General features: G+C 40.9%; 19 protein-coding genes and 1 pseudogene. 3 read left to right on the forward strand and 17 right to left on the reverse strand.

Going from position 1 to position 18,432, the window contains the following annotated elements; genetic code table 11:
* Nucleotides 1-92: 92 nt before the first annotated feature.
* The 3 genes from AC1TO9_RS13600 to AC1TO9_RS13610 form a co-directional block, all read right to left on the reverse strand.
* Nucleotides 93-1,112, reverse strand: coding sequence for a LacI family DNA-binding transcriptional regulator (locus tag AC1TO9_RS13600; RefSeq protein ID WP_482059424.1), 1,020 nt, complete (start codon nt 1,110-1,112; stop codon nt 93-95).
* A 104-nt stretch (nt 1,113-1,216) separates the two neighbouring features.
* The gene (locus AC1TO9_RS13605; RefSeq protein ID WP_482059425.1) at nt 1,217-1,435 is read right to left on the reverse strand and encodes a hypothetical protein; all 219 of its coding nucleotides are present in this window, start codon (nt 1,433-1,435) and stop codon (nt 1,217-1,219) included.
* A gap of 14 nt (nt 1,436-1,449) precedes the next feature.
* Nucleotides 1,450-2,568, reverse strand: coding sequence for an ATP-binding protein (locus AC1TO9_RS13610; protein ID WP_482057639.1), 1,119 nt, complete (start codon nt 2,566-2,568; stop codon nt 1,450-1,452).
* A 638-nt stretch (nt 2,569-3,206) separates the two neighbouring features.
* On the opposite strand from AC1TO9_RS13610, the gene AC1TO9_RS13615 reads away from it, so the two are divergent.
* Complete coding sequence (locus tag AC1TO9_RS13615; protein WP_482057638.1) at nt 3,207-3,509, forward strand: Dabb family protein; 303 nt, start codon at nt 3,207-3,209, stop codon at nt 3,507-3,509.
* A 134-nt stretch (nt 3,510-3,643) separates the two neighbouring features.
* Nucleotides 3,644-3,856: pseudogene (locus tag AC1TO9_RS13620) on the forward strand (MFS transporter); the annotation flags it as partial.
* Here AC1TO9_RS13620 and AC1TO9_RS13625 read toward each other — a convergent pair.
* The 4 genes from AC1TO9_RS13625 to AC1TO9_RS13640 all read right to left on the reverse strand — a co-directional run bounded on the left by AC1TO9_RS13625 (nt 3,808) and on the right by AC1TO9_RS13640 (nt 9,790).
* On the reverse strand, nt 3,808-4,278 hold the full coding sequence (locus tag AC1TO9_RS13625; protein WP_482059426.1) for a DJ-1/PfpI family protein: 471 nt from the start codon (nt 4,276-4,278) through the stop codon (nt 3,808-3,810). The pseudogene AC1TO9_RS13620 and the gene AC1TO9_RS13625 overlap by 49 nt on opposite strands.
* Entirely contained in the window at nt 4,272-5,297 is a 1,026-nt protein-coding gene (locus AC1TO9_RS13630; RefSeq protein WP_482059491.1) for a LacI family DNA-binding transcriptional regulator, read from the reverse strand. The genes AC1TO9_RS13625 and AC1TO9_RS13630 overlap by 7 nt, the downstream gene beginning before the upstream one ends.
* Before the next feature lie 959 nt (nt 5,298-6,256).
* Nucleotides 6,257-9,007 (reverse strand): GH36-type glycosyl hydrolase domain-containing protein, encoded by a 2,751-nt coding sequence (locus AC1TO9_RS13635; RefSeq protein ID WP_482059427.1) that lies wholly within the window; start codon nt 9,005-9,007, stop codon nt 6,257-6,259.
* Between the two features lie 183 nt (nt 9,008-9,190).
* The gene (locus AC1TO9_RS13640; RefSeq protein ID WP_482059428.1) at nt 9,191-9,790 is read right to left on the reverse strand and encodes a hypothetical protein; all 600 of its coding nucleotides are present in this window, start codon (nt 9,788-9,790) and stop codon (nt 9,191-9,193) included.
* Between the two features lie 191 nt (nt 9,791-9,981).
* On the opposite strand from AC1TO9_RS13640, the gene AC1TO9_RS13645 reads away from it, so the two are divergent.
* Nucleotides 9,982-10,140 carry a hypothetical protein gene (locus AC1TO9_RS13645; RefSeq protein ID WP_482059429.1) on the forward strand — a complete coding sequence of 53 codons (159 nt, stop codon included), beginning with the start codon at nt 9,982-9,984 and terminating at the stop codon, nt 10,138-10,140.
* Nucleotides 10,141-10,237: 97 nt separating this feature from the next.
* Here the strand turns inward: AC1TO9_RS13645 and AC1TO9_RS13650 are convergent, their stop codons facing one another.
* From AC1TO9_RS13650 to AC1TO9_RS13695, 10 genes are all read right to left on the reverse strand, one after another.
* A complete protein-coding gene (locus AC1TO9_RS13650) occupies nt 10,238-10,483 on the reverse strand; it encodes a hypothetical protein (RefSeq protein WP_482059430.1) in 246 nt (81 codons plus the stop codon).
* A gap of 103 nt (nt 10,484-10,586) precedes the next feature.
* The gene (locus AC1TO9_RS13655) at nt 10,587-10,844 is read right to left on the reverse strand and encodes a hypothetical protein (protein ID WP_482059431.1); all 258 of its coding nucleotides are present in this window, start codon (nt 10,842-10,844) and stop codon (nt 10,587-10,589) included.
* Nucleotides 10,826-11,029, reverse strand: coding sequence for a hypothetical protein (locus AC1TO9_RS13660; RefSeq protein ID WP_482059432.1), 204 nt, complete (start codon nt 11,027-11,029; stop codon nt 10,826-10,828). The genes AC1TO9_RS13655 and AC1TO9_RS13660 overlap by 19 nt, the downstream gene beginning before the upstream one ends.
* A 305-nt stretch (nt 11,030-11,334) precedes the next feature.
* Nucleotides 11,335-12,672 carry an ABC transporter substrate-binding protein gene (locus AC1TO9_RS13665; RefSeq protein WP_482057630.1) on the reverse strand — a complete coding sequence of 446 codons (1,338 nt, stop codon included), beginning with the start codon at nt 12,670-12,672 and terminating at the stop codon, nt 11,335-11,337.
* 88 nt (nt 12,673-12,760) lie between these two features.
* Nucleotides 12,761-14,716, reverse strand: coding sequence for an ABC transporter permease (locus AC1TO9_RS13670; protein ID WP_482059433.1), 1,956 nt, complete (start codon nt 14,714-14,716; stop codon nt 12,761-12,763).
* Nucleotides 14,691-15,461, reverse strand: coding sequence for an ABC transporter ATP-binding protein (locus AC1TO9_RS13675; protein WP_482057628.1), 771 nt, complete (start codon nt 15,459-15,461; stop codon nt 14,691-14,693). Before AC1TO9_RS13675 ends, AC1TO9_RS13670 begins: the two co-directional genes overlap by 26 nt.
* A 160-nt stretch (nt 15,462-15,621) precedes the next feature.
* On the reverse strand, nt 15,622-16,617 hold the full coding sequence (locus AC1TO9_RS13680) for a sensor histidine kinase (protein WP_482057627.1): 996 nt from the start codon (nt 16,615-16,617) through the stop codon (nt 15,622-15,624).
* Nucleotides 16,614-17,312: a response regulator transcription factor gene (locus tag AC1TO9_RS13685; protein WP_482057626.1), complete on the reverse strand. Its 699-nt coding sequence runs from the start codon at nt 17,310-17,312 to the stop codon at nt 16,614-16,616. The genes AC1TO9_RS13680 and AC1TO9_RS13685 overlap by 4 nt, the downstream gene beginning before the upstream one ends.
* A 120-nt stretch (nt 17,313-17,432) precedes the next feature.
* Complete coding sequence (locus tag AC1TO9_RS13690) at nt 17,433-17,894, reverse strand: hypothetical protein (protein WP_482059434.1); 462 nt, start codon at nt 17,892-17,894, stop codon at nt 17,433-17,435.
* Nucleotides 17,895-17,939: 45 nt separating this feature from the next.
* Nucleotides 17,940-18,404 (reverse strand): GNAT family N-acetyltransferase, encoded by a 465-nt coding sequence (locus AC1TO9_RS13695; RefSeq protein WP_482057624.1) that lies wholly within the window; start codon nt 18,402-18,404, stop codon nt 17,940-17,942.
* Nucleotides 18,405-18,432: the final 28 nt, after the last annotated feature.

Here is an 18,432-nt window from a genome sequence, read left to right on the forward strand (position 1 = left end):
AATATTGGTCGACAACTCCTTATTGTATATGTTACGACACCGGTTTCGAAAAATCTTAAAAAAAAGAATTTCATAGGTTTCTTTGTTGATTCTTACGTTGCGTCAGTAACATAGCCACATGAATCCCTAATGACCAATTTGACAGGTAACACCACCGATTCTAGAACAAGTGAAGGATCGTCTATCGAACGAATCAGCATTTCTGCAGCCTCATGTCCCATAAGCGCTGTATCTTGTGCAATCGTTGTTAGAGCGGGAGTAATATACTGAGATAATTCAATATTATCAAACCCTACGATAGACAAATCTTCTGGAATATGGAGTCCTCGCTCCTTAGCAGCTCTCATTGCGCCTAGTGCTAAATGGTCGCCAGCTGCAAACACAGCAGTAGGTCGCTCTTGCAAGTCTAAGAGCTCCATCATCGCAGCGTAACCGCTATCAATGGAATAGTACGCGCTTTGGGCAATATAAGAATCTCTCTTCTCAAGATTCAGACTAGCCATCGCCATTTCATATCCTTGCACTCGATTAGAACCAGCAAATGTATTCATCCCACCTGAAATATGAGCTATTCTGCGATGTCCCAGTGAATGTAAATACTGCACCGCCAACAGACTTCCTTCATGGTTATCTGAATACACGGTATGAGCTTGCGTGGTTTCATGATCTAAGATAATGCACGGGATATCACTATCAAGAAGTTCCTGGAAATAAGGATCATCATAATCCGATAAAATGACAACAACTCCGTCCACACCTCTGATCTTACAGTTCTCCAAATACCCGCTTTGCTTCCCACCCACATCTTTGGATATAAACATCAGTGCATACCCCTTGGATACCGCCACTTGCTTAAAACTCTCGATGACTGCACTAAAGAAAGGATGCTGCATTCCGATCCCAGAGGATTCAACAAACAACACACCAATGGTCCAAGATTTCTTAGTTGTCAATGTACGTGCATGAGCATTCGGCAAATAACCAAGTTCCTTAGCTACTTGCAAAATAGTCTGACGCGTCTGTGCGCTTACATCTGTGTAGTTATTGAATACTTTCGAGACTGTCGTCGGCGAACAGCCCGCCTTCTTAGCAATATCATAAATCGTGGTCATTACTGGAATTCACTCCTGTTGCAAATAGCCTATGGAACCTATACAGATTCTTTAACTGCATTCTAATCGTTTAACTTCTGGACGTCAATTACATTTAAGCATCTTTACTTCCGCACGCTTCGCAGACGCCATAGTACGAGCAGGACACCACCCGCTAACCCTACCGTGATTACAATTCCCATCCAATTCATAGAGGTAGACTTCGGTATAGACTCATTGATGTTACTAGCCTGACCAGGCCTGTCCTCAGGATCGGATTCTATTGGAGTAGCATTCCTTTCAATAGGAATCTCACTAGGTCCCCGCAATGATCCCCATGTCATATTTTCCGTATGCTCTATTCATGACCATCAGATATTGGCAGTTTAATCGTAAACGTCGTACCAGAGCCAACTTCACTTTCTACTGTAATCTGCCCATTGTGATCTTCGATGATCTTCTGACATAGCGAGAGTCCGAGACCAGTTCCTTCTTCTTTCGTTGTATAAAAGGCATCAAATATCTTGTGAAGTTCACTTGCTGGAATTCCAATTCCGTTATCACGAATCTGGATTATACTCATTTCTCTTTCTTTGCTAAGTATAAAGTGTACATGGCCAGCTCCTTCCATGGCCTGAAAGGCATTACGGATCAGATTGATTAATACCTGTATGATCTTATCGCGATCCATCAACACCATAATACTCTGATCCATTGCGTCCATTTCAATGATGTGCCCACACGAAGCGGCCTCGGATTCACACAATGAATACACTCTTTCCATACAATTGACCATCATTTCAATCCTCATATTACTCGCATGTGGTTTCGAGAATTGCAGGAATTCTGCAGTCAGTTCACTAACCCTTGTGATTTCCCCCATAATAACTTCGTACCAAGGCTGAATATTATATCCCGTTGTTCTTGATAATTGGATAAATCCTTTAATTGCTGTTAATGGATTACGTATTTCATGCGCCATACCTGCTGCTAATTCTCCGACAATCTTCATTTTGTCTGAACGCAATTGTTCTTCCTGCCGTTTAACCCAATAATCTCTTCTCATTTGAAAGATACGCTCCTCACCTACTTGGATCAATTCCTCGATGGTGTTTCTTTCCTTAGAAGAATGAGTAATACTGAACGTTACCTGAGGGCCTAATTTCTCGAATATTTGCAGTTCGTCAATTTCCTCTATGAATGGCAGTAAGAGTGAAAACCGATCTCCCGCATATCGACATGCTGCCAAATGATTCGGGAAATGTTCCTTCAGGGAAAGTGAGAAGCTGACTAAGATATCATTCGCAGTAGAACTTCCCTCGGCTTTCAGAGACTTAAAATTGTTAATATCAAATAACACAAAGAGGAACTCTCTGTTCGAATCGATGGTATGCTGAACCTTTGTGATGTATCCAAAATAATTATAAAAACCCGTTAAAGGGTCATAGTTGGTGAGATACTCATGTCTCTTAGACAATTCCTTCCTCTCAGATTCAATACGTAAGGTGATATGGAATAAGAGAATTATAACTATGGAAGAGACGGCGTCAAAACCAAAAACTATCACATTGTAGAGCGAAATGGGGACATAGGTGAGGCGTATGATAGAGTATTGAATGATCAATAATAGTCCAATTGGGGCTGTATCCCGAATTCGTATCTTATGTCCAACTAAGTTGATAATCGTAATGTAATACAATGATAGGCACCAATTTAATTGACTGAAATAGTGGAATGCTCCTAAGAAGATAAACTGGATGAGTTTAAGCCTAGGATACTTATGGTCCAAAGTTAAACTAAGGATTAACATCATAGCCGCGATAACCATGAAGGTTATATTCTTTGGCTTGTCGAGCAATACAGAGGACACAATAATAAACAATGAGATTAAAGGAACACAGAAATACTTGATAAGATTAATAGACAAATATAATCACAACTTTCTTGATAGACAATATCGGATTGCAGTTATTATATTCTCCTCTCATATTCAATTTCCTCCTATTTTAACTATGTCATATCACATTTGTATCTTCGGAGCTTTTCCCACTACTTCATTTTTTCAACAAAAGTACGCTATAATGATATATATCAAAGAAAAAGGAGAATGATAAAATGAGTCGTATTAAGCATATGGTTACTTTTAGTTTACACGGAGGGAAAGATACACCTGCTGCGGAAGATTTTCTTACATTAAGTACGCAAGAACTATCCGCAATTCCTGGTGTACAGCAATTCGAAGTGTTCCGTCAAGTTAGTTCTAAGAATGAATATGACTACGCATTCTCTATGACTTTTGAAAATCAGGAAGCTTATGATACTTACAACGATCACCCTGTGCATCAGAACTATGTTGCTACACGTTGGCTCAAAGAAGTGAGTGATTTCCAAGAAATAGACCTTATTAGCTACACATAATGACTAGGAGAAACATCATGCATCCAACGAAAGAACGCGCTTTAACATTTCCAACTAGCCTTAGCCGGTAGCCTCGTTTCAGGTTTCGCAATCGCTTATGCCATCGGGGCACCGATCGTTATGACTGCGGTTTTGCGATCTCAAATGTGTTGGGCGTTCCCCTCGGAAATTTGGTGGGACAGTACTTTGAATGGCCAGCAGCATTTGTCCTTGTCGCAATATTGGGACTCATCGCATTTATATTGAATTTTATCTATGTACCCCGCCACTACACCAAAACGAACATCTCACTACAGGATCAAGTTCGTTTGTCCATTATATCTTTATACAGTTGCTCTCTCTCTTGAAATTCGCCTTGATAAAGATCTAGATAATCGAATATTTCAAAAGAAAAATCAACAAACGCTCGTCCTTTAGCTGTAATTACATGATCATCCCTAACAACCCGCTTATCCATATAATTCTCGCGTGGGAATGGATCTTCTACACCTAATTTATCAATTCTTTCGTTTGAGCAAGAAGTTGTGAATTTTCTTGTATGTAAAACACCGGATCTGCCCAGATATTGTGGCCCGTTACAAATTGCAGCTAACATCTTCTTTTCTTGATCAAGTTTCATAATCAGTTCCGTTAATTCATTCTGTTGGTTGCGAATCGGTCCTCCTGGAATAATCAGGCCTTCGATATCATCGAGCTCCATAGCTTCATGAACTGTTAGATTAGGAGTATACAACAAACCCGATTCGCTTATAACTGGTGCTTCTACCATTTGCTTATCCCTCCACAGCTTTGCCTCACGACAAGTTCAGGATCCACTAGAACAGAAGACGACGACAATTGGTTATGGATCAGATCGTAAAGCATCATTGCCGCAAGTCGGCCGATCTTTTCTTTATCCTGCTTGGTTGTCGTAAGCGGAGGATCCATGTATTTACAGGCCTCGATGTCATCACAACCGATTACAGCAACATCTTCGGGCACCCGATAATTGTTTTCCTTAAGTACCTTAATCGCACCGAAAGCCAATTGATCTGAAGCAGCAAACACGGCTCTAGGCATCTGACCAGAATGAATTATCTTCTTCATGGCTTTGTAGCCACTATTTTCAAAAAAGTCTGCGCTGTTCACGATCCAATCATCGACCTTTGCTAATCCATAGTTGGAAAGAGCATTCACGAATGACTCTTTACGAATCTGGGAAACGTATCCACCCTTACCTCCACCAATATATGCAATTTCTCTATAACCTTGTAGGTAGAAATGCTCAACAACTTTTTGTGAAATCTTACTGTTATCCGACATGATATAACCGGACAATTGCCCGGATAATTTAATATCAACACCTATGCAGGGAATATCGCTTTGATCAAGTTCCGAAATACTTGGTTCAAGATCATCTCCAGAGATGATTAAACAACCATCGACTTGATAATATCTACAGCGCTCTAGGTAATCCTTGCCTGTATTATGGAATTCTTCATTAGAAAAGAGAAGTAAGTCATAACCAAGAAATCCCATTCTTTTCTTAAATGAGTTGATAATATCGATGAAAAAGTGATCATTCAATTCGACATTCAGCTTGCCTGCAAGCAACACACCAATCAAATTCGTTCTACTAGACGAAGGCGAGAGTGTATTTGTCGATTGCTTCATTATATAACCTGTTTCATGTATGATTTTCATGACGCGCTCTTTCGTCTGTTCACTGACATCTTCGTAATTATTTAAAATTTTCGAAACAGTAGAAATAGATACTCCTGCTTTTTCGGCGATTGTCTTTATAGTGATTTTCATGTGCTAACCCCCTCATATTTTGTTGTCCTCATAGGAGGCAGTCCATGTTTATAACGACAATATTATACCATAATTTAATTGGAAGCTTAATATCATACCTGATTCATGAGCCAAGTTAATGTTATCGTAACCCTTCACATTTACGAAAGTTTCGCAAGAAAGACGCCGACGGCGACCTTGGTTATGGAGTTTCTCTTTATCGTATATTTCCATTGTGCTAGCGAGGGGTCATACAGTTGGTTGCAAATTTGTCCTCTAAATCCGCCACTATTGCTCTTTTCCCCACTTTAGTTGTTAAATAGGTATCTAATTTCTCGCTAGCCAGCCTAGTCTACTAATTTAAGTGTCGTTTAGGCTCTTATTCCATTCCCGTGGATCTATCTACATAGGCTATTCTGCTGTGCGCTACCTCCACCCAGCGGAATAGCTGCAAAAAATGCACTTAAAATAGCGTGAAAAGTATGGAAGCGGAGAATAGATGCAAATCTACAGTTAAAAGTGGCGATAACGATGTAAAGTGGGAATTTGAGTAATCTAGATGTACTCTATGCAGCTAAAATTAGTGTTAGAGGAAATTGGTCGGATTTAGATGTACTTTGTACATCTGTTGATTAACGAAAAGGTGGAATAGATCTATAGGTCTCCCAAAAACAAAAACTTATACTTCTATTATGTTGAAAAAAAGGAGATATCGAATATCTCCCCTTTTGGCAATCATTATTTTCCAGCTTAGCGTATGAAAAAATCAAATGTTCGCTGCCAAGTTTGAGATTCTCCAGGCTCCAAGTCGATGGTAGCGAATACTTCGGGCGATACAACATGAGCCGTCCCCCACACCGCCGCTACCCTGCCGATGTTGTAGTCTTTCTACTGTACAAAACGTATGATTGCCATCATTCTCAATAATGTATCCGATGGGACTCACCCTTTCACTAGTGCAGATGATGGCCTACTCAAGAAAGCTTGGACTTCGAGGCCAATACTACATCAATCGTATGAATACCCTGATCAGACAACGCCACAATTCTATCTCTTGGAATCAAGCATCCGCCATCAATAGGGCGAATCGGAATAGATTCTCCATCGATAGCTAACGTTCCAATTACATAATCGCCATAGTCCAAAAGATCAGGATTCATATAAACAATATTCAGCATTTTATCCGCAAAAGACGTCTTAACCGATGCCTCATCCACTGAACTAAACTGATCCTTCATAAGCTTTGGCTCAAGTCGGAGATCTCCGAACTCGCCTCTCACGCCATATACTTCGCTTAGTAAGGTCAAGAGCAACCAGCTAGCAGAGCCTGTTAAATAAGGATACATTCCTCTGCCCTTCTCATTGATATATTCTGGTATGCCCGGATACATCCGACTAGCATCGAAATCACTGCTTAGACTGTAGATCGAATCCAGCACGGTCCGGCCCGCATCGACAAACCCGCGTTTGTAGAGAGCGTTCGCATACATCACCGTCATATGGCTAAACATGGCACCATTCTCTTTGTGCCCAAACGCAAATCCAAAAGCACGACCTAGATTCTGCTGAATTCCACCAAAATTAGAGTTTAGTCTGTACCCGATGTTGGCGTCCTTTAGATAATGATCTACTGCGGCAGTGATCTTGGTGATCTGTTCATCTGTTGCGATGCCGCCCATAATGGCGAATACCTGTCCGGTCAGAGTCATTCGTACGCCATTCGGGTGATCGCCTTCGACCTGCTCGCCATCATTATTATAATAACCGTTAAACCATTCGTAGCCCTCTGTACTGCTAATCCATTCATTCTTGTGCAAATGACCGATCATCCACCGTGCCTTTCGCATCAAATCGCGTGCAATGAGCTCAATATCTATGGCGAATTTCCTGCCACTAACCGTTGTGCTTATGCGCTTGTCGTAATCATCGAGAAGTGCAAGCTTTTCCAATGGAACTTCATAGTTCAGTGGGTTCTTCAAGGTGTCGAATAGTATGAGCATTTCCTCAGCTACCTCGAGAGTCGACACAATATTCCGTTCTTTAAGCGTTAGGAGTAGCTGAGCAATTTCCATCAAATTGCTTGCATAAAAGGCTGTGAATGCTACGCTTTCGCCTTTACTTGCTCCCATGTCCAGCCCATCGTTCCAATCTGCGCCTTCCAGTCGGCAGTTATTGTGTGCACCGACGTTGAAGAACGGTACGATATTTTGCAAAATAATATGCTCTAAAATACTCCCTTTATACGTTGCTCCTCCTTCCGTTCGGAGAAGGCTTCCCGTTATCGGATCCCAGGAACTGTCTCTTTCCTTACAACGTCTTACGAAACTATCTTTAAAGTACACTTGCTCCTGAAGCAGAAACTCCAAGTCTCCGCTTTGATGGATATACAAGATTGTAGTTAGAAATGGCCAGGCGCCATGATCCATCCACAATCGCGGAATATTATTGCGATCAGCGATGAATTCGCCTTGCTTCGAACCAATAATCGTCGCATTGCTCCCGTCGATCCGCACGCCGGCATAGTTATTGAACAACAACTGCCGAACTTCTTGAGGTTCCATCACCATTAACGCCAAGCAATCTTGCCACAGATCACGCCAGCCACGACCTCCTCGGCCGTAGTCATGATAAGGGAGAAAGGAATTTCCGTACATACGTCTTAATATCGGTTGTATCGTAACCCAAGACATCCACTGGTCAAATTCTGGATCAGCTGAACCGAAAGCCAATATATCCAACTTACTCCGCCAGTACGCTTCATTCTGATCTAGTAGATAATCAAAATGGTCCTCCGACAGGTATGTCGACGCATAACAATCCGTGTCGATCCGCCCTTCTTTGATGACGAGAGCGATCACGTAGCTCTTGGATTCTCCCGATTGGAGAATTTCATCTACAAACCTCAGTGCGCCAACGGATTCATATCCTTCGAACGACTCTCCCGCAACCGCTTCAGGCGAGGTATTCAGAACGACCGCTTCAGGCCACTCCAAGCTACCACCTTCACCGATAAATGTTTCTGTTATAGGAAAATATCCTGCAGGCATATTACCCCTGTCATCAGCACCTAATACACCGTACGTTGTTGTATTAATCCGATGGCCTCTCTCATCAAAAGAGAGTGCCGGTTGCACTTCAATGCCGTGATCGGTTGTATAAATACGATGTAGCAACGATGTCACATGACGGTGATCGCGAAGATCATCAGCAGAGCGCGCATATAACGGTATAACAGCTGTAGGTGTAAGATATAGCGGCTCTTCACTAATATTGGTTAATGTGACCCGCATCAACTCGACTTTGTCCTCCGTAACAGGTACGAAGTTTGTTACTTCTGCTTTGATGCCCACAGCAGTATTCTCCCGGGTAACCTTTTGCCATAGAAAACCAGCTTCAAGTGTCGTTCGTTCCTCACCTTCTGAGAAGCGCTCCGCTTTCTGTTGGGGAGAATTACCCGCAGCTGACCAGACCCCTTTACCCTTGATATGCACCCAGAAGTTTCGAGAAGCTTTGGAATTATGTAAATCTTCTACCGATAATGGAGCCATTAAGAACGTGTTCTGCCCACTCGTTACCTGTCCGTGCAGAGAAGGCGTAATCGTCGACATCATACCCGCTTCATTAACAAGGGGAAAATATAAATAGCTATTTCGATCCGGGTTTTCCAGTATAAAAGACCCCTTATCCCCTACATACGTCCAGCCGTTCGTCTTCTGTTTCACCATAGTTTCGTCCTCCTTAAGTCAAACAACATTCCTTATATACTTTTTACGAAACATTTCGTTTGATTAAGGAGAATCTAGATGATTATTAATGAAACATTTCGTTGATCTTATTATTGCTCATCCTGTCTGATTTGTAAATATTCCGTTTTACGCTGATTCCCCATGGACAAATACTTTGGATAATTATTCTAAGTCAATCCGACAGTTTAATACATACACTTCTTTATTTTCTTTAATTGTTTGTTTTACGTCATCACTTGAGACCATACCATTTCCATTATTCCTAATGATCATACCCAATTCGACTACTTGATTTATTTGCGCTGATATGGGATCTAACGGATGAGTCAGTGTGTTGTCATAATCAATTTTATCCAGAACAGTTTGCCCGCTAGTGATATTCCTATTATGCCTTAATGCCATTGTCCATACTTCTGCATTCTTTGTATCTATATCTAAAGTAGACAAATAAATCTTATAATCCTTCTCATCTGCTCGTACTGATGATTCTACATTTAATACTGGATCTTTAAGAATCCCATCCACATAATGATCTACCCAGTAATGAATACTTTTAACTGCTCTATCACCAAGATCAATCTGAAAAATCATGTTATTCTTTGCACCCGTTGCTTTCATAATTGAGTATTCTTCATTGTCAAAATTTAAAAAGCTTATCTTTATTTCACTTTCTTTATCGAGCTCATTCGTATTCATGTTGTCACTAGGTGAACATCCGACTAACAGAATAGCAAAAAGGAATAATGCAGTAAGCCTTTTCAAAGTTATCTCTCCTCTTTATTAATACAATATTTCTGATATATCTGTTTCTTCTTCATCTACTAATTCCATACATCTATAGAGCAAATCGGTGTTATACAGTAAGTCAGATTTATGTGAGATGTTTTCAAATTGCTTGTATTTTCACTTACATGTACGATTAAATTATAATCCTTACCAAGGAGGAATGAATTATGAAATGGTCTGAAGTTCGTGAACAATACCCTGCACGTTGGGTAGTTATTGAAGCAATTGTAGCCACCTCACGAAACAATAAAAGAAATATCGAAGAAATGTCGGTTATTTCCGATCCAAAACTAGCTTGGAATGACAAAGCATCCCTATGGCTTTGATGGGATCATAGGCACTGACTTCTTGTCCTTAAAAAGATTAATAATTGATTTCAATGATATGGAAGTTAGATCACTTTAACTTCTTTAGCCCATCCTGTTAACTCACCAAATACTTATGATTATTCTTAATTTCCTGTATGATTTCTTCAAGTTGCTCTGTAGCATATCGGTTTGTTTCTAATACATGTTCTGGATTAATTAAAGCTTCTTTAAATTCTTGCAATAAAATAATGCTTCTTTCTCCCATCTGATTTTCAATAGGTCTTAATTGATCTCTATGTATAAGCGTTTCAACATCGACCATCAATACAACATAAACAATGTTAATATCACAGTCTCCCATTTCATTCGAGAACCATTCTACTTCCTTGGGAAAAGTAACATAGTCTATGACGACATCATAATCTGCTGCAAGTAAATTTTTTGCCAGACTAACGTTGTTCTCTTCACTTCATCAGTCCAATCCTTAACAATATTTTATTTATTATTTCTTCTGTACTTAGTCGATCTGTAATAATATGTTCTTTATACATTTCACTTGTTAGAGTAGTTATACATTTTTTTGTTTGTTGGTAGGTCCATCCCCCTTCTTCATCCCCTCGAGAAGCTATTCTTTGGTAGATCGTTTCTTCTGAAGCCACTAGACAGAAGTGATAAATCTCCTTATCCATGTTGTGGAATCCCTTTAATATAGAGTTCTCCATAATTCTATATCCTGAAAATCATCTGTTCTTTCATCGTGTAATCTAACCTCTTCAGGGATAAGCTTCCTTAGCATATAGCCAATCTCTTCAGGATCAAAGATCATACTATTTGGAATATGTGTTTGAATTAGCTGGGCAGTGGTAGTTTTCCCTGCACCAAATGCCCCATTAATCATGATTATCATCGTTACCCTCCCATCAAATGATTTGATATCTTTTTCTTTTCACCACTTATAACATATAACGAATACAGATCCATTTAGTTACTATTATAAAATAGTAGCAGATGAAGTCGGACGCGAAGGCGAAAGAGATTATCGAGGCGGCCATATCGACAAACGAATGATTTCATTATTAGCTTTCTCAGCGGATATGTCTGTAGTAAACGGGAGAATCGTCGACAACAAAGGACCCATTCTCAGATAGAAGCTATCTAGGATGGGTCCTTATATGCGTATAAGTGCGTTATCAGCAAGCTAAGGCTCCTGAGTTATTTCTTTTCTTTTTGCTTTTTCACAGCATCATCAAGGCTCTTTTGAACTTGTGTTTGAATGGAAACTAGCGCTTTGTCTAATGTCTTTTTGTTGCTTATTACTTGTTTAACTTCACTCTGTACAACTTTTTGATACTGCGAATGATCAAATGGAATCCCTTTGGGAGTGAGATATCGCGATGATTCCAAGTTTGGTTTTAATTTATAGAAAGCCTCCAAACTAAGACCTTTGTACTCTTTACTATAATCCATACGAGTTAGGGAATAATTTAAAGGTAGTTCAGATCTGGATTTAGCGTAATCCACTCCGTTATAAAATTTGAGGAAATCCCAAGCAAGATCTTTATTAGCTGAACTAGCTGGAATCGCCATGATTGAAAAAAGAATGATACTTCGTGTCATTTTTCGATCCTTAGGATCTGCAGGACCCGCTGCAATCTTAACGGTAAAAGGTTTATAATTCGCTACATGCGCTTTATCTGCAGTTACAGTCCTTAAATAATCAATACTAGAGGTAGTTACCTTCATAGCCGTTCGTCCCATAATGAAAGGATCCTCGCTAAAGCCTAAGCCACCTACATTCGATCCTTCTATGGTATTCGATTTTATTGCGGCGGTAGCCATACTATACACCTTTTTCCAATCAGCTGTATTAATAGTTACCTTTAGTGTATTGGGATTATATCGAGTTAATCCCTGAGAATCTGCTATATCATTTATTAAATAGGAGTATTTATCAAGATGATATTGAAGTCCCCAAATACGAGTGTCCTTACTTCCTTTGGTTGGAAACTTGGCAGCTAATTTCAATATTTCTTCCCAAGTCATTCCGTCTTGCGGCAATGGAACATTATGTTTTTTAAACAAGTCGACATTGTAGAAAATCGATTGTGTTTCGAAGATTGGACTTAATCCGTTAAGCTTTCCATCCACTTTCATTGCATCCAACAATCCAGGGTATATTGATGCAGTATCATAATTGTCACGCTTAATTAATTGCCCCAATTCTGTTAACTGATTCTCCTTGGACAACTGCTTATATTCAAGGGTGTTCAACATGATAACGTCAGGTGACTGCTTGGCAATAAAATCGTTTAAATCTGATTTCCCATCCCATATAACTTCCTTGATTTCTGTATTGGGAAATTTCTGTTTGAACAAATCCTCATCAAAATAATGTTTATTTTGATACATCACCTTTAAAGTTCGTTTCGTATCTACCTGGTTATCTGGATTTGCGGAAACTTTTTTGTCTAGGCTAAAACCTGCTGAAATAACCAATAGTATAAAACTCAAACTAACGATTAATCCCTTCTTTAATAAATTACTCTTCAAAATTAAAACCTCCACTCATTTTTTGTTTAATTTTCCCAAACATGATCTAGTCGTTTAATATAGAAGGAAAAGTTACGGTAAGTGTTCTTCAAACCATCATTTTCTTAAGACTGCGTATATATCGTGATTTCACAATGATGAAAAAGACGCTTTGCAGAATTAGATACGCAGCAAATGTGATCAGTACCGGTTGGAGCACATTCATGATTCCCATCTCCGAGAGGATAGGGGTGATGACAACTAGACTCTGAACGGCGGCTACAACAATTGGAATATAGAAGAGTATGGCAATTTGTTTGGTCGCTGATGCTGACATTTCACGTGTGCTTAGCCCTATCTTGGATAATGCACGGTACATACGAATGTCCGCAGCCAACTCACTATGCAGCTTGAAGTACAAAAAACTAGCCGATGCAACCGAAAAAATCAAAGCGATAAAAATACTAACGAAGCTTAGCATGGCTGTACTTTGTTTGAGAAGCCAATAACTAGCGGCGCGTGAAGTTAGATGGAACACTTCTTCACTTTTCCCCTCCATATTGACATTCCATTTGCTCAGCCTGGTGCCTACGATATTTTCCTGACTGCTTAGGGTAGGCAGTGAACCTATATCCCATGCAGGAACCTTATAGTAATAATCGATATAAGGTCTGATTTCCTTCCCCGCTTCAGCTGATTGGGCTACTCTTACCGTCTCCATCCACTTTTCTGGCACAATCAGCACAGGAATTATTGAACTTATGAACTCAATAGATTCTGTTGTTACACTCTCCTTGACATAAAGAGATACGGCGGGCTGTTCAACCAAAGTAACCATACGGTTAACAATATAATCATCCTTTTCAACTTCTGGTGAAGCCAAGAGAACCGATTCATTTGAACCGAGTTTTGTTAAGGCCGGAAGGTCGATTAAAGACACAAGTTCATTATACTGAGAAATTCCGATCAGAAGCAGGATGTTCTTGCTGCCTTCCTCATTAAGGACTGAGGAAGATAACCTATCGATTCTCGTCTCCGTATACTCTACACCTGCTGCTCTTAGTTCTTGGTGAATTTTTCTTCGGTCAGGTTCGGTCGATGTGGTCCGGAAATACGATTGTGTGATGGAAAAGGGTTCCCCGGTGTACAGTTCTTTTCCGGCCTGGTTAATGGACAACACAACAGCTGCCCCCATACTGGCCAAAGCAGTCACTACGGTAATCAGGAATAACATCCGCGAGTTGTCCCGCAGTTTGTAGCTCATTTCCGATATCCAGAGCAGCCGTGTCCCGCGCCATGTGGATCTCCGGCTTCGCTGAAGCAGACGTATGAATAAAACGGACAGTTGTGAGTAGAAAAAATAGGTTCCGGCAATTCCCGTAACGGCTGCCAGAACAATAGTAACGGGGCTTAATTCCATCCGCAGAGCATAAAATCCGATAGCCAGTAATACTCCACCAAGCAGTGAAAGAAAGATGGATGCCTTCGGCTGTTTTTTCGGTTTTATGTTTCCTTGCAGCAGATCCAGCACTTTGTTCTTGCGGATAAACAACAAAGTAAAGATGGAGATGACCAGAAACAAGGAGACGAATGAAAGGGAAGTGACCAGCATCGCTTTGGTTGGCCAGTAGAAGGGCAGATCCTCAATTCCGATCGTCTTGGTGCTGAAGAGCAGGAACAATTTGGAGAGAAGCATGCCACCTGCGATTCCTGTTAGGATGGCCGCCATGCCGATTAGCATATTTTCAAAGAAAATGAGCTTGTTAATCTGGTTCGGTCGAGCACCCAGAATGGATAGAATCCCAAACTCCTGATTTCGTGATTTCAAGAACGATCCGATGGAATACAGCACGAAGAAGAAGGCGAACACATACACAATGTAGGCTGCGACTTGCATACTCAAGGCCGCCATGGGTCCCATATCATTATTTGCAATCTCGGGATGATAAATGAATACGGAATAAGCGAAAAAGACCATGACCATAAAAGCGCTGCTCAGAAAATAAGCAATATAAGCCCGGGCGTTACGCCGTACATTATTAAACGCGAATTGAGGAAAGCTCATGACTATTCCCTCCCCAAAACGAAAGTGTGTCGATAATCTTCTGGAAAAAGGCCTGGCGGTTATCGCCACGGTGAATTTCGGCGGCCAACTTGCCGTCCTTGATGAAGATGATCCGGTTGCAGTAACTCGCTGCCTGTGGATCATGGGTAACGAGCATGAGTGTGGTGCCTTGCGTGCGGTTGATGTTCTCCAACGATTCCATGACGATCCGTGAGGAATTAGAGTCCAAGGAACCGGTCGGCTCATCAGCTAGAATCATCGCAGGTGAAGTAATGATCGCCCGCGCAATAGCGGTCCGCTGCCGTTGTCCACCGGATATTTCATAGGTTCGTTTCTTCAGGATATCCGTAATGTTAAGTTGTCCAGCAACCATCTGTAGCAGGGATTCCATCTCGCTCAACTTACGGTTGTCTAGGGTGAGTGGGAGCACAATATTCTCAGCTACGGTTAATGTCTCCAGCAGATTAAAATCCTGAAAGACGAATCCGAGTTGTCTGCGGCGGAAATGAGCGAGTTCTTTCTTATTCATCTTATAAGGATTACTACCATTGATATTCACCTCTCCAGAAGAGGGGTGGTCGATAGTTGATACCATGTTGAGTAGCGTTGTTTTACCGCTGCCCGACGGTCCCATAATGCCGACAAATTCACCACTTTCGACGCTGAGATGAATATCAGTAAGGGCTTGGGTATGCACTTTACCCGGATATACTTTATTCAGTGCTTTGACTTCTAATACGTTCATTGAAATACATTCCTTTCCTAAGGAAAACATGAGTCACCCATGAGTCATCTCTTTAATTTCAAGATGTCTTTGTCCTGTTTCTAATGTATAGGATAAGGCATTTCACTGCTATGTATTTACCTTAAGGTTATCTTACAAATCACTTAAGGTTATGTTCGGTTTACTGCCTATGGGCATTGCCGTTAACAATAATCCGAACCGTAGTTCCTGCTTCATGCTGAGATTCTAACTCGACGGCATATCCTAGTCTGGTGCAAATTTCTTTAACCAGATAAAGTCCCATTCCGGTGGACTCATGATATTGCCGTCCACGTTCGCCGGTGAAATAGGGGTTGAAGACTCGCTTAAGGTCTTCGGGAGAGATGCCGATACCCTGATCTGAAATCTCCAGAATAGTATCGTCACCGAGGCGTTGTGCAGAGATCGTCACCGCTTTGCCGGAGCCATCCGTGTAGTTTACAGCATTAGTTAAGATTTGCGTCAACATGAACATCAGCCATTTGGCATCGCTGTAGACACGTAATCCGGCATCAACCTGAATATTCACGGATACGCCTCGGCGGATAAATAATCTGCGGTTCTCGGATACCGCTTCGCTGACTGTCTTGCGGAGGAATAATGATTCTACATGGAAGTCATCCTCGAATCGGTCCAGACGGGATGTATAGATAACCATTTCCAGTCCTTTGCGCAGCTTGTCCAGCTCTTCCTGAACACTACTGGCGGTTTCATCTTCCAGATCTTGCAGTGTGAGCTGTAAGACGGAGATCGGCGTCTTCATTTGATGTACCCAGCGGTTGATGAACACCATATGCTGGTCCATTTGCCGAACATGCACATTCAGCTTCTCCTGATACTGCCGATCAATATTCTGGAGTAATTCATTAACCGCTTCGGGAAGTGTAACATCCCCTAGAGGTGTCAAATGATCCACAGATATGTTGCGAGGAAAACTTAATAGCGTATATAATTTACGATGTTGAACATAACGATAACCGAGGTATAAAAGAAGAATAACGCCACTCAGAAGTACACCATACCACATGATCGTGGGGGGTCTATTCTCACCTGAGATCCAATATAGAATAGGAACAAGGATCATTTGAAGCGTATAGAAGAGCAGCAGCGGAAGTTGGTCCTTCCAGAACAATCTCATGGCGCTTCACTAGAGACACTCAGACGATAGCCAGCACCCCTTACCGTTTCTACAACATCTCCTACGCCAAGATCCTTGAGCTTTTTGCGGACACGCGTAATATAGACGTTCAGTGTATTATCATCAATGAAATGCTGGTCTTCCCACATGAGATCTAGCAGTTTCTCCCGGGTGACAACACGCCCCTCCTTTAGCAGTAGCGCTTCCATCAGGATGGCCTCCTTCTGTGTCAGCTCCATTGATTCTCCGGCATATTGGATTATATAACGTTCAGGAAATAGGGTTAGAGCACCCGAATGCAGTGTACGCTCCTCCTGGATTTGTGCGTATGAACCATATGCCCTTCGCAAATGGCTGCGAATTTTGGCCAATACGACCTCATAGTGAAAAGGTTTCGTAATATAATCATCCCCCCCGTTCTCCAGCGCCATCACCTGATCCATCCCGCTATCTCTGGCGGAGATGAACAGAATCGGACAAAGCGAAGATTGGCGAATCTGACGGCACCAGTAAAAGCCGTCATATTTGGGCAGATTGATATCCAGCAACACGAGGTCGGCAGCACTTTCCTTAAAGGCCTCCAGCACGTTATTGAAGTCATCAACGATAACTGTATGATATTCATATTTGGAGAGGTAAGCACTCAGCAGACCTGCAAGCTTAGCATCATCCTCAATGATAAAGATGGTTTCCATACGATCACTCCTTTTGTCAGTTATACAGTAACACAATCAGGAAAAACCGTAAAACGTTCACTGAAATCCAGTAACCGAATTAGTTACCCAGGAGTGTATTGTTATGTGTTATTGGAGTCATCATTGTTCTACTATCTCATATAGTTTCTTCCATACTTTTGATAATAAGTGATCCGTCAAGATTAAAGCATTGTAGAACAACAATGAGCCAAGTACTGTTGACCCTATAGCAAGCAATAGAAACTTCCCATTAAGTATGGATGTAAAACTGATCGTTATTATAACGCCAACGGATAACCCCATTAATAAATACATCAACACATTCGATAAATAACGATTCCCCTTAAAAAAATAGCCTGTCATTATTATGATCCTGTCGATAATCGAACTAACTAGAATCCCCAATACGATAAACAACGGAATGATAACTAATAATCCATTAAGCAACAAACTAATGAAGGAGTAATAATGCGTATTTGAATTCTGTAATTCAATAGGCGTGTAATCCACATAAGTAAATACAAGTACAAATATGAATCCACTTATAATAGAGGCAATAAATTTATTTGGTATTGACTTCATCTCAATACACCAACCCTCTTAATGTATTACTATCGGGAAATAACATTACGATAAGTTTAAATCTTTACTATATATTTTGGTGAAATCGCCATTGGGCTTCGATGCTCTCTCTATGAAATTCCATCCGAATCTTTCATAGTAATTGTCATGCGTCGTAATTAAGTACAAATGGTTATATCCTAATTCCTTCGCTTCTTCTATTACACGATTCTGCAGTTCTCTCGCTATGCCCTTACCTCTCTGCTCTTCAGCGACATACAAGCATGCCAACCAAGGATAAAGATCCTGTCTACAAGATAGATCATTCATCCAAAAGGATACTGTCCCTACAGCTTCTTCTCCTTCTAAGGCTACAAATGTCATTGGCACACGATCTATCTGAGAATTATGTAATACGCCGTATCTCACATATTCAATCGGTTTGTCACTAGCCCATTGCTTCCAAAGCCACTGACATACCGTTTCATAGTATTCCATCTGATCCGCAAGATTAATAATTTGGATTCCCATAATTATCTCCTTTCTGTTTATTTATTAG

This window comes from Paenibacillus sp. Y916 (assembly GCF_056786435.1).

Coding starts and splice junctions, on each gene's coding strand:
- AC1TO9_RS13600 (WP_482059424.1), bottom strand. CDS start 1,112: ATGACCACGATTTATGATATTGCTAAGAAGGCGGGCTGTTCGCCGACG.
- AC1TO9_RS13605 (WP_482059425.1), bottom strand. CDS start 1,435: ATGACATGGGGATCATTGCGGGGACCTAGTGAGATTCCTATTGAAAGG.
- AC1TO9_RS13615 (WP_482057638.1), top strand. CDS start 3,207: ATGAGTCGTATTAAGCATATGGTTACTTTTAGTTTACACGGAGGGAAA.
- AC1TO9_RS13625 (WP_482059426.1), bottom strand. CDS start 4,278: ATGGTAGAAGCACCAGTTATAAGCGAATCGGGTTTGTTGTATACTCCT.
- AC1TO9_RS13635 (WP_482059427.1), bottom strand. CDS start 9,007: ATGGTGAAACAGAAGACGAACGGCTGGACGTATGTAGGGGATAAGGGG.
- AC1TO9_RS13645 (WP_482059429.1), top strand. CDS start 9,982: ATGAAATGGTCTGAAGTTCGTGAACAATACCCTGCACGTTGGGTAGTT.
- AC1TO9_RS13650 (WP_482059430.1), bottom strand. CDS start 10,483: ATGGGAGACTGTGATATTAACATTGTTTATGTTGTATTGATGGTCGAT.
- AC1TO9_RS13655 (WP_482059431.1), bottom strand. CDS start 10,844: ATGGAGAACTCTATATTAAAGGGATTCCACAACATGGATAAGGAGATT.
- AC1TO9_RS13660 (WP_482059432.1), bottom strand. CDS start 11,029: ATGATAATCATGATTAATGGGGCATTTGGTGCAGGGAAAACTACCACT.
- AC1TO9_RS13670 (WP_482059433.1), bottom strand. CDS start 14,716: ATGAGCTTTCCTCAATTCGCGTTTAATAATGTACGGCGTAACGCCCGG.
- AC1TO9_RS13675 (WP_482057628.1), bottom strand. CDS start 15,461: ATGAACGTATTAGAAGTCAAAGCACTGAATAAAGTATATCCGGGTAAA.
- AC1TO9_RS13680 (WP_482057627.1), bottom strand. CDS start 16,617: ATGAGATTGTTCTGGAAGGACCAACTTCCGCTGCTGCTCTTCTATACG.
- AC1TO9_RS13685 (WP_482057626.1), bottom strand. CDS start 17,312: ATGGAAACCATCTTTATCATTGAGGATGATGCTAAGCTTGCAGGTCTG.
- AC1TO9_RS13690 (WP_482059434.1), bottom strand. CDS start 17,894: ATGAAGTCAATACCAAATAAATTTATTGCCTCTATTATAAGTGGATTC.
- AC1TO9_RS13695 (WP_482057624.1), bottom strand. CDS start 18,404: ATGGGAATCCAAATTATTAATCTTGCGGATCAGATGGAATACTATGAA.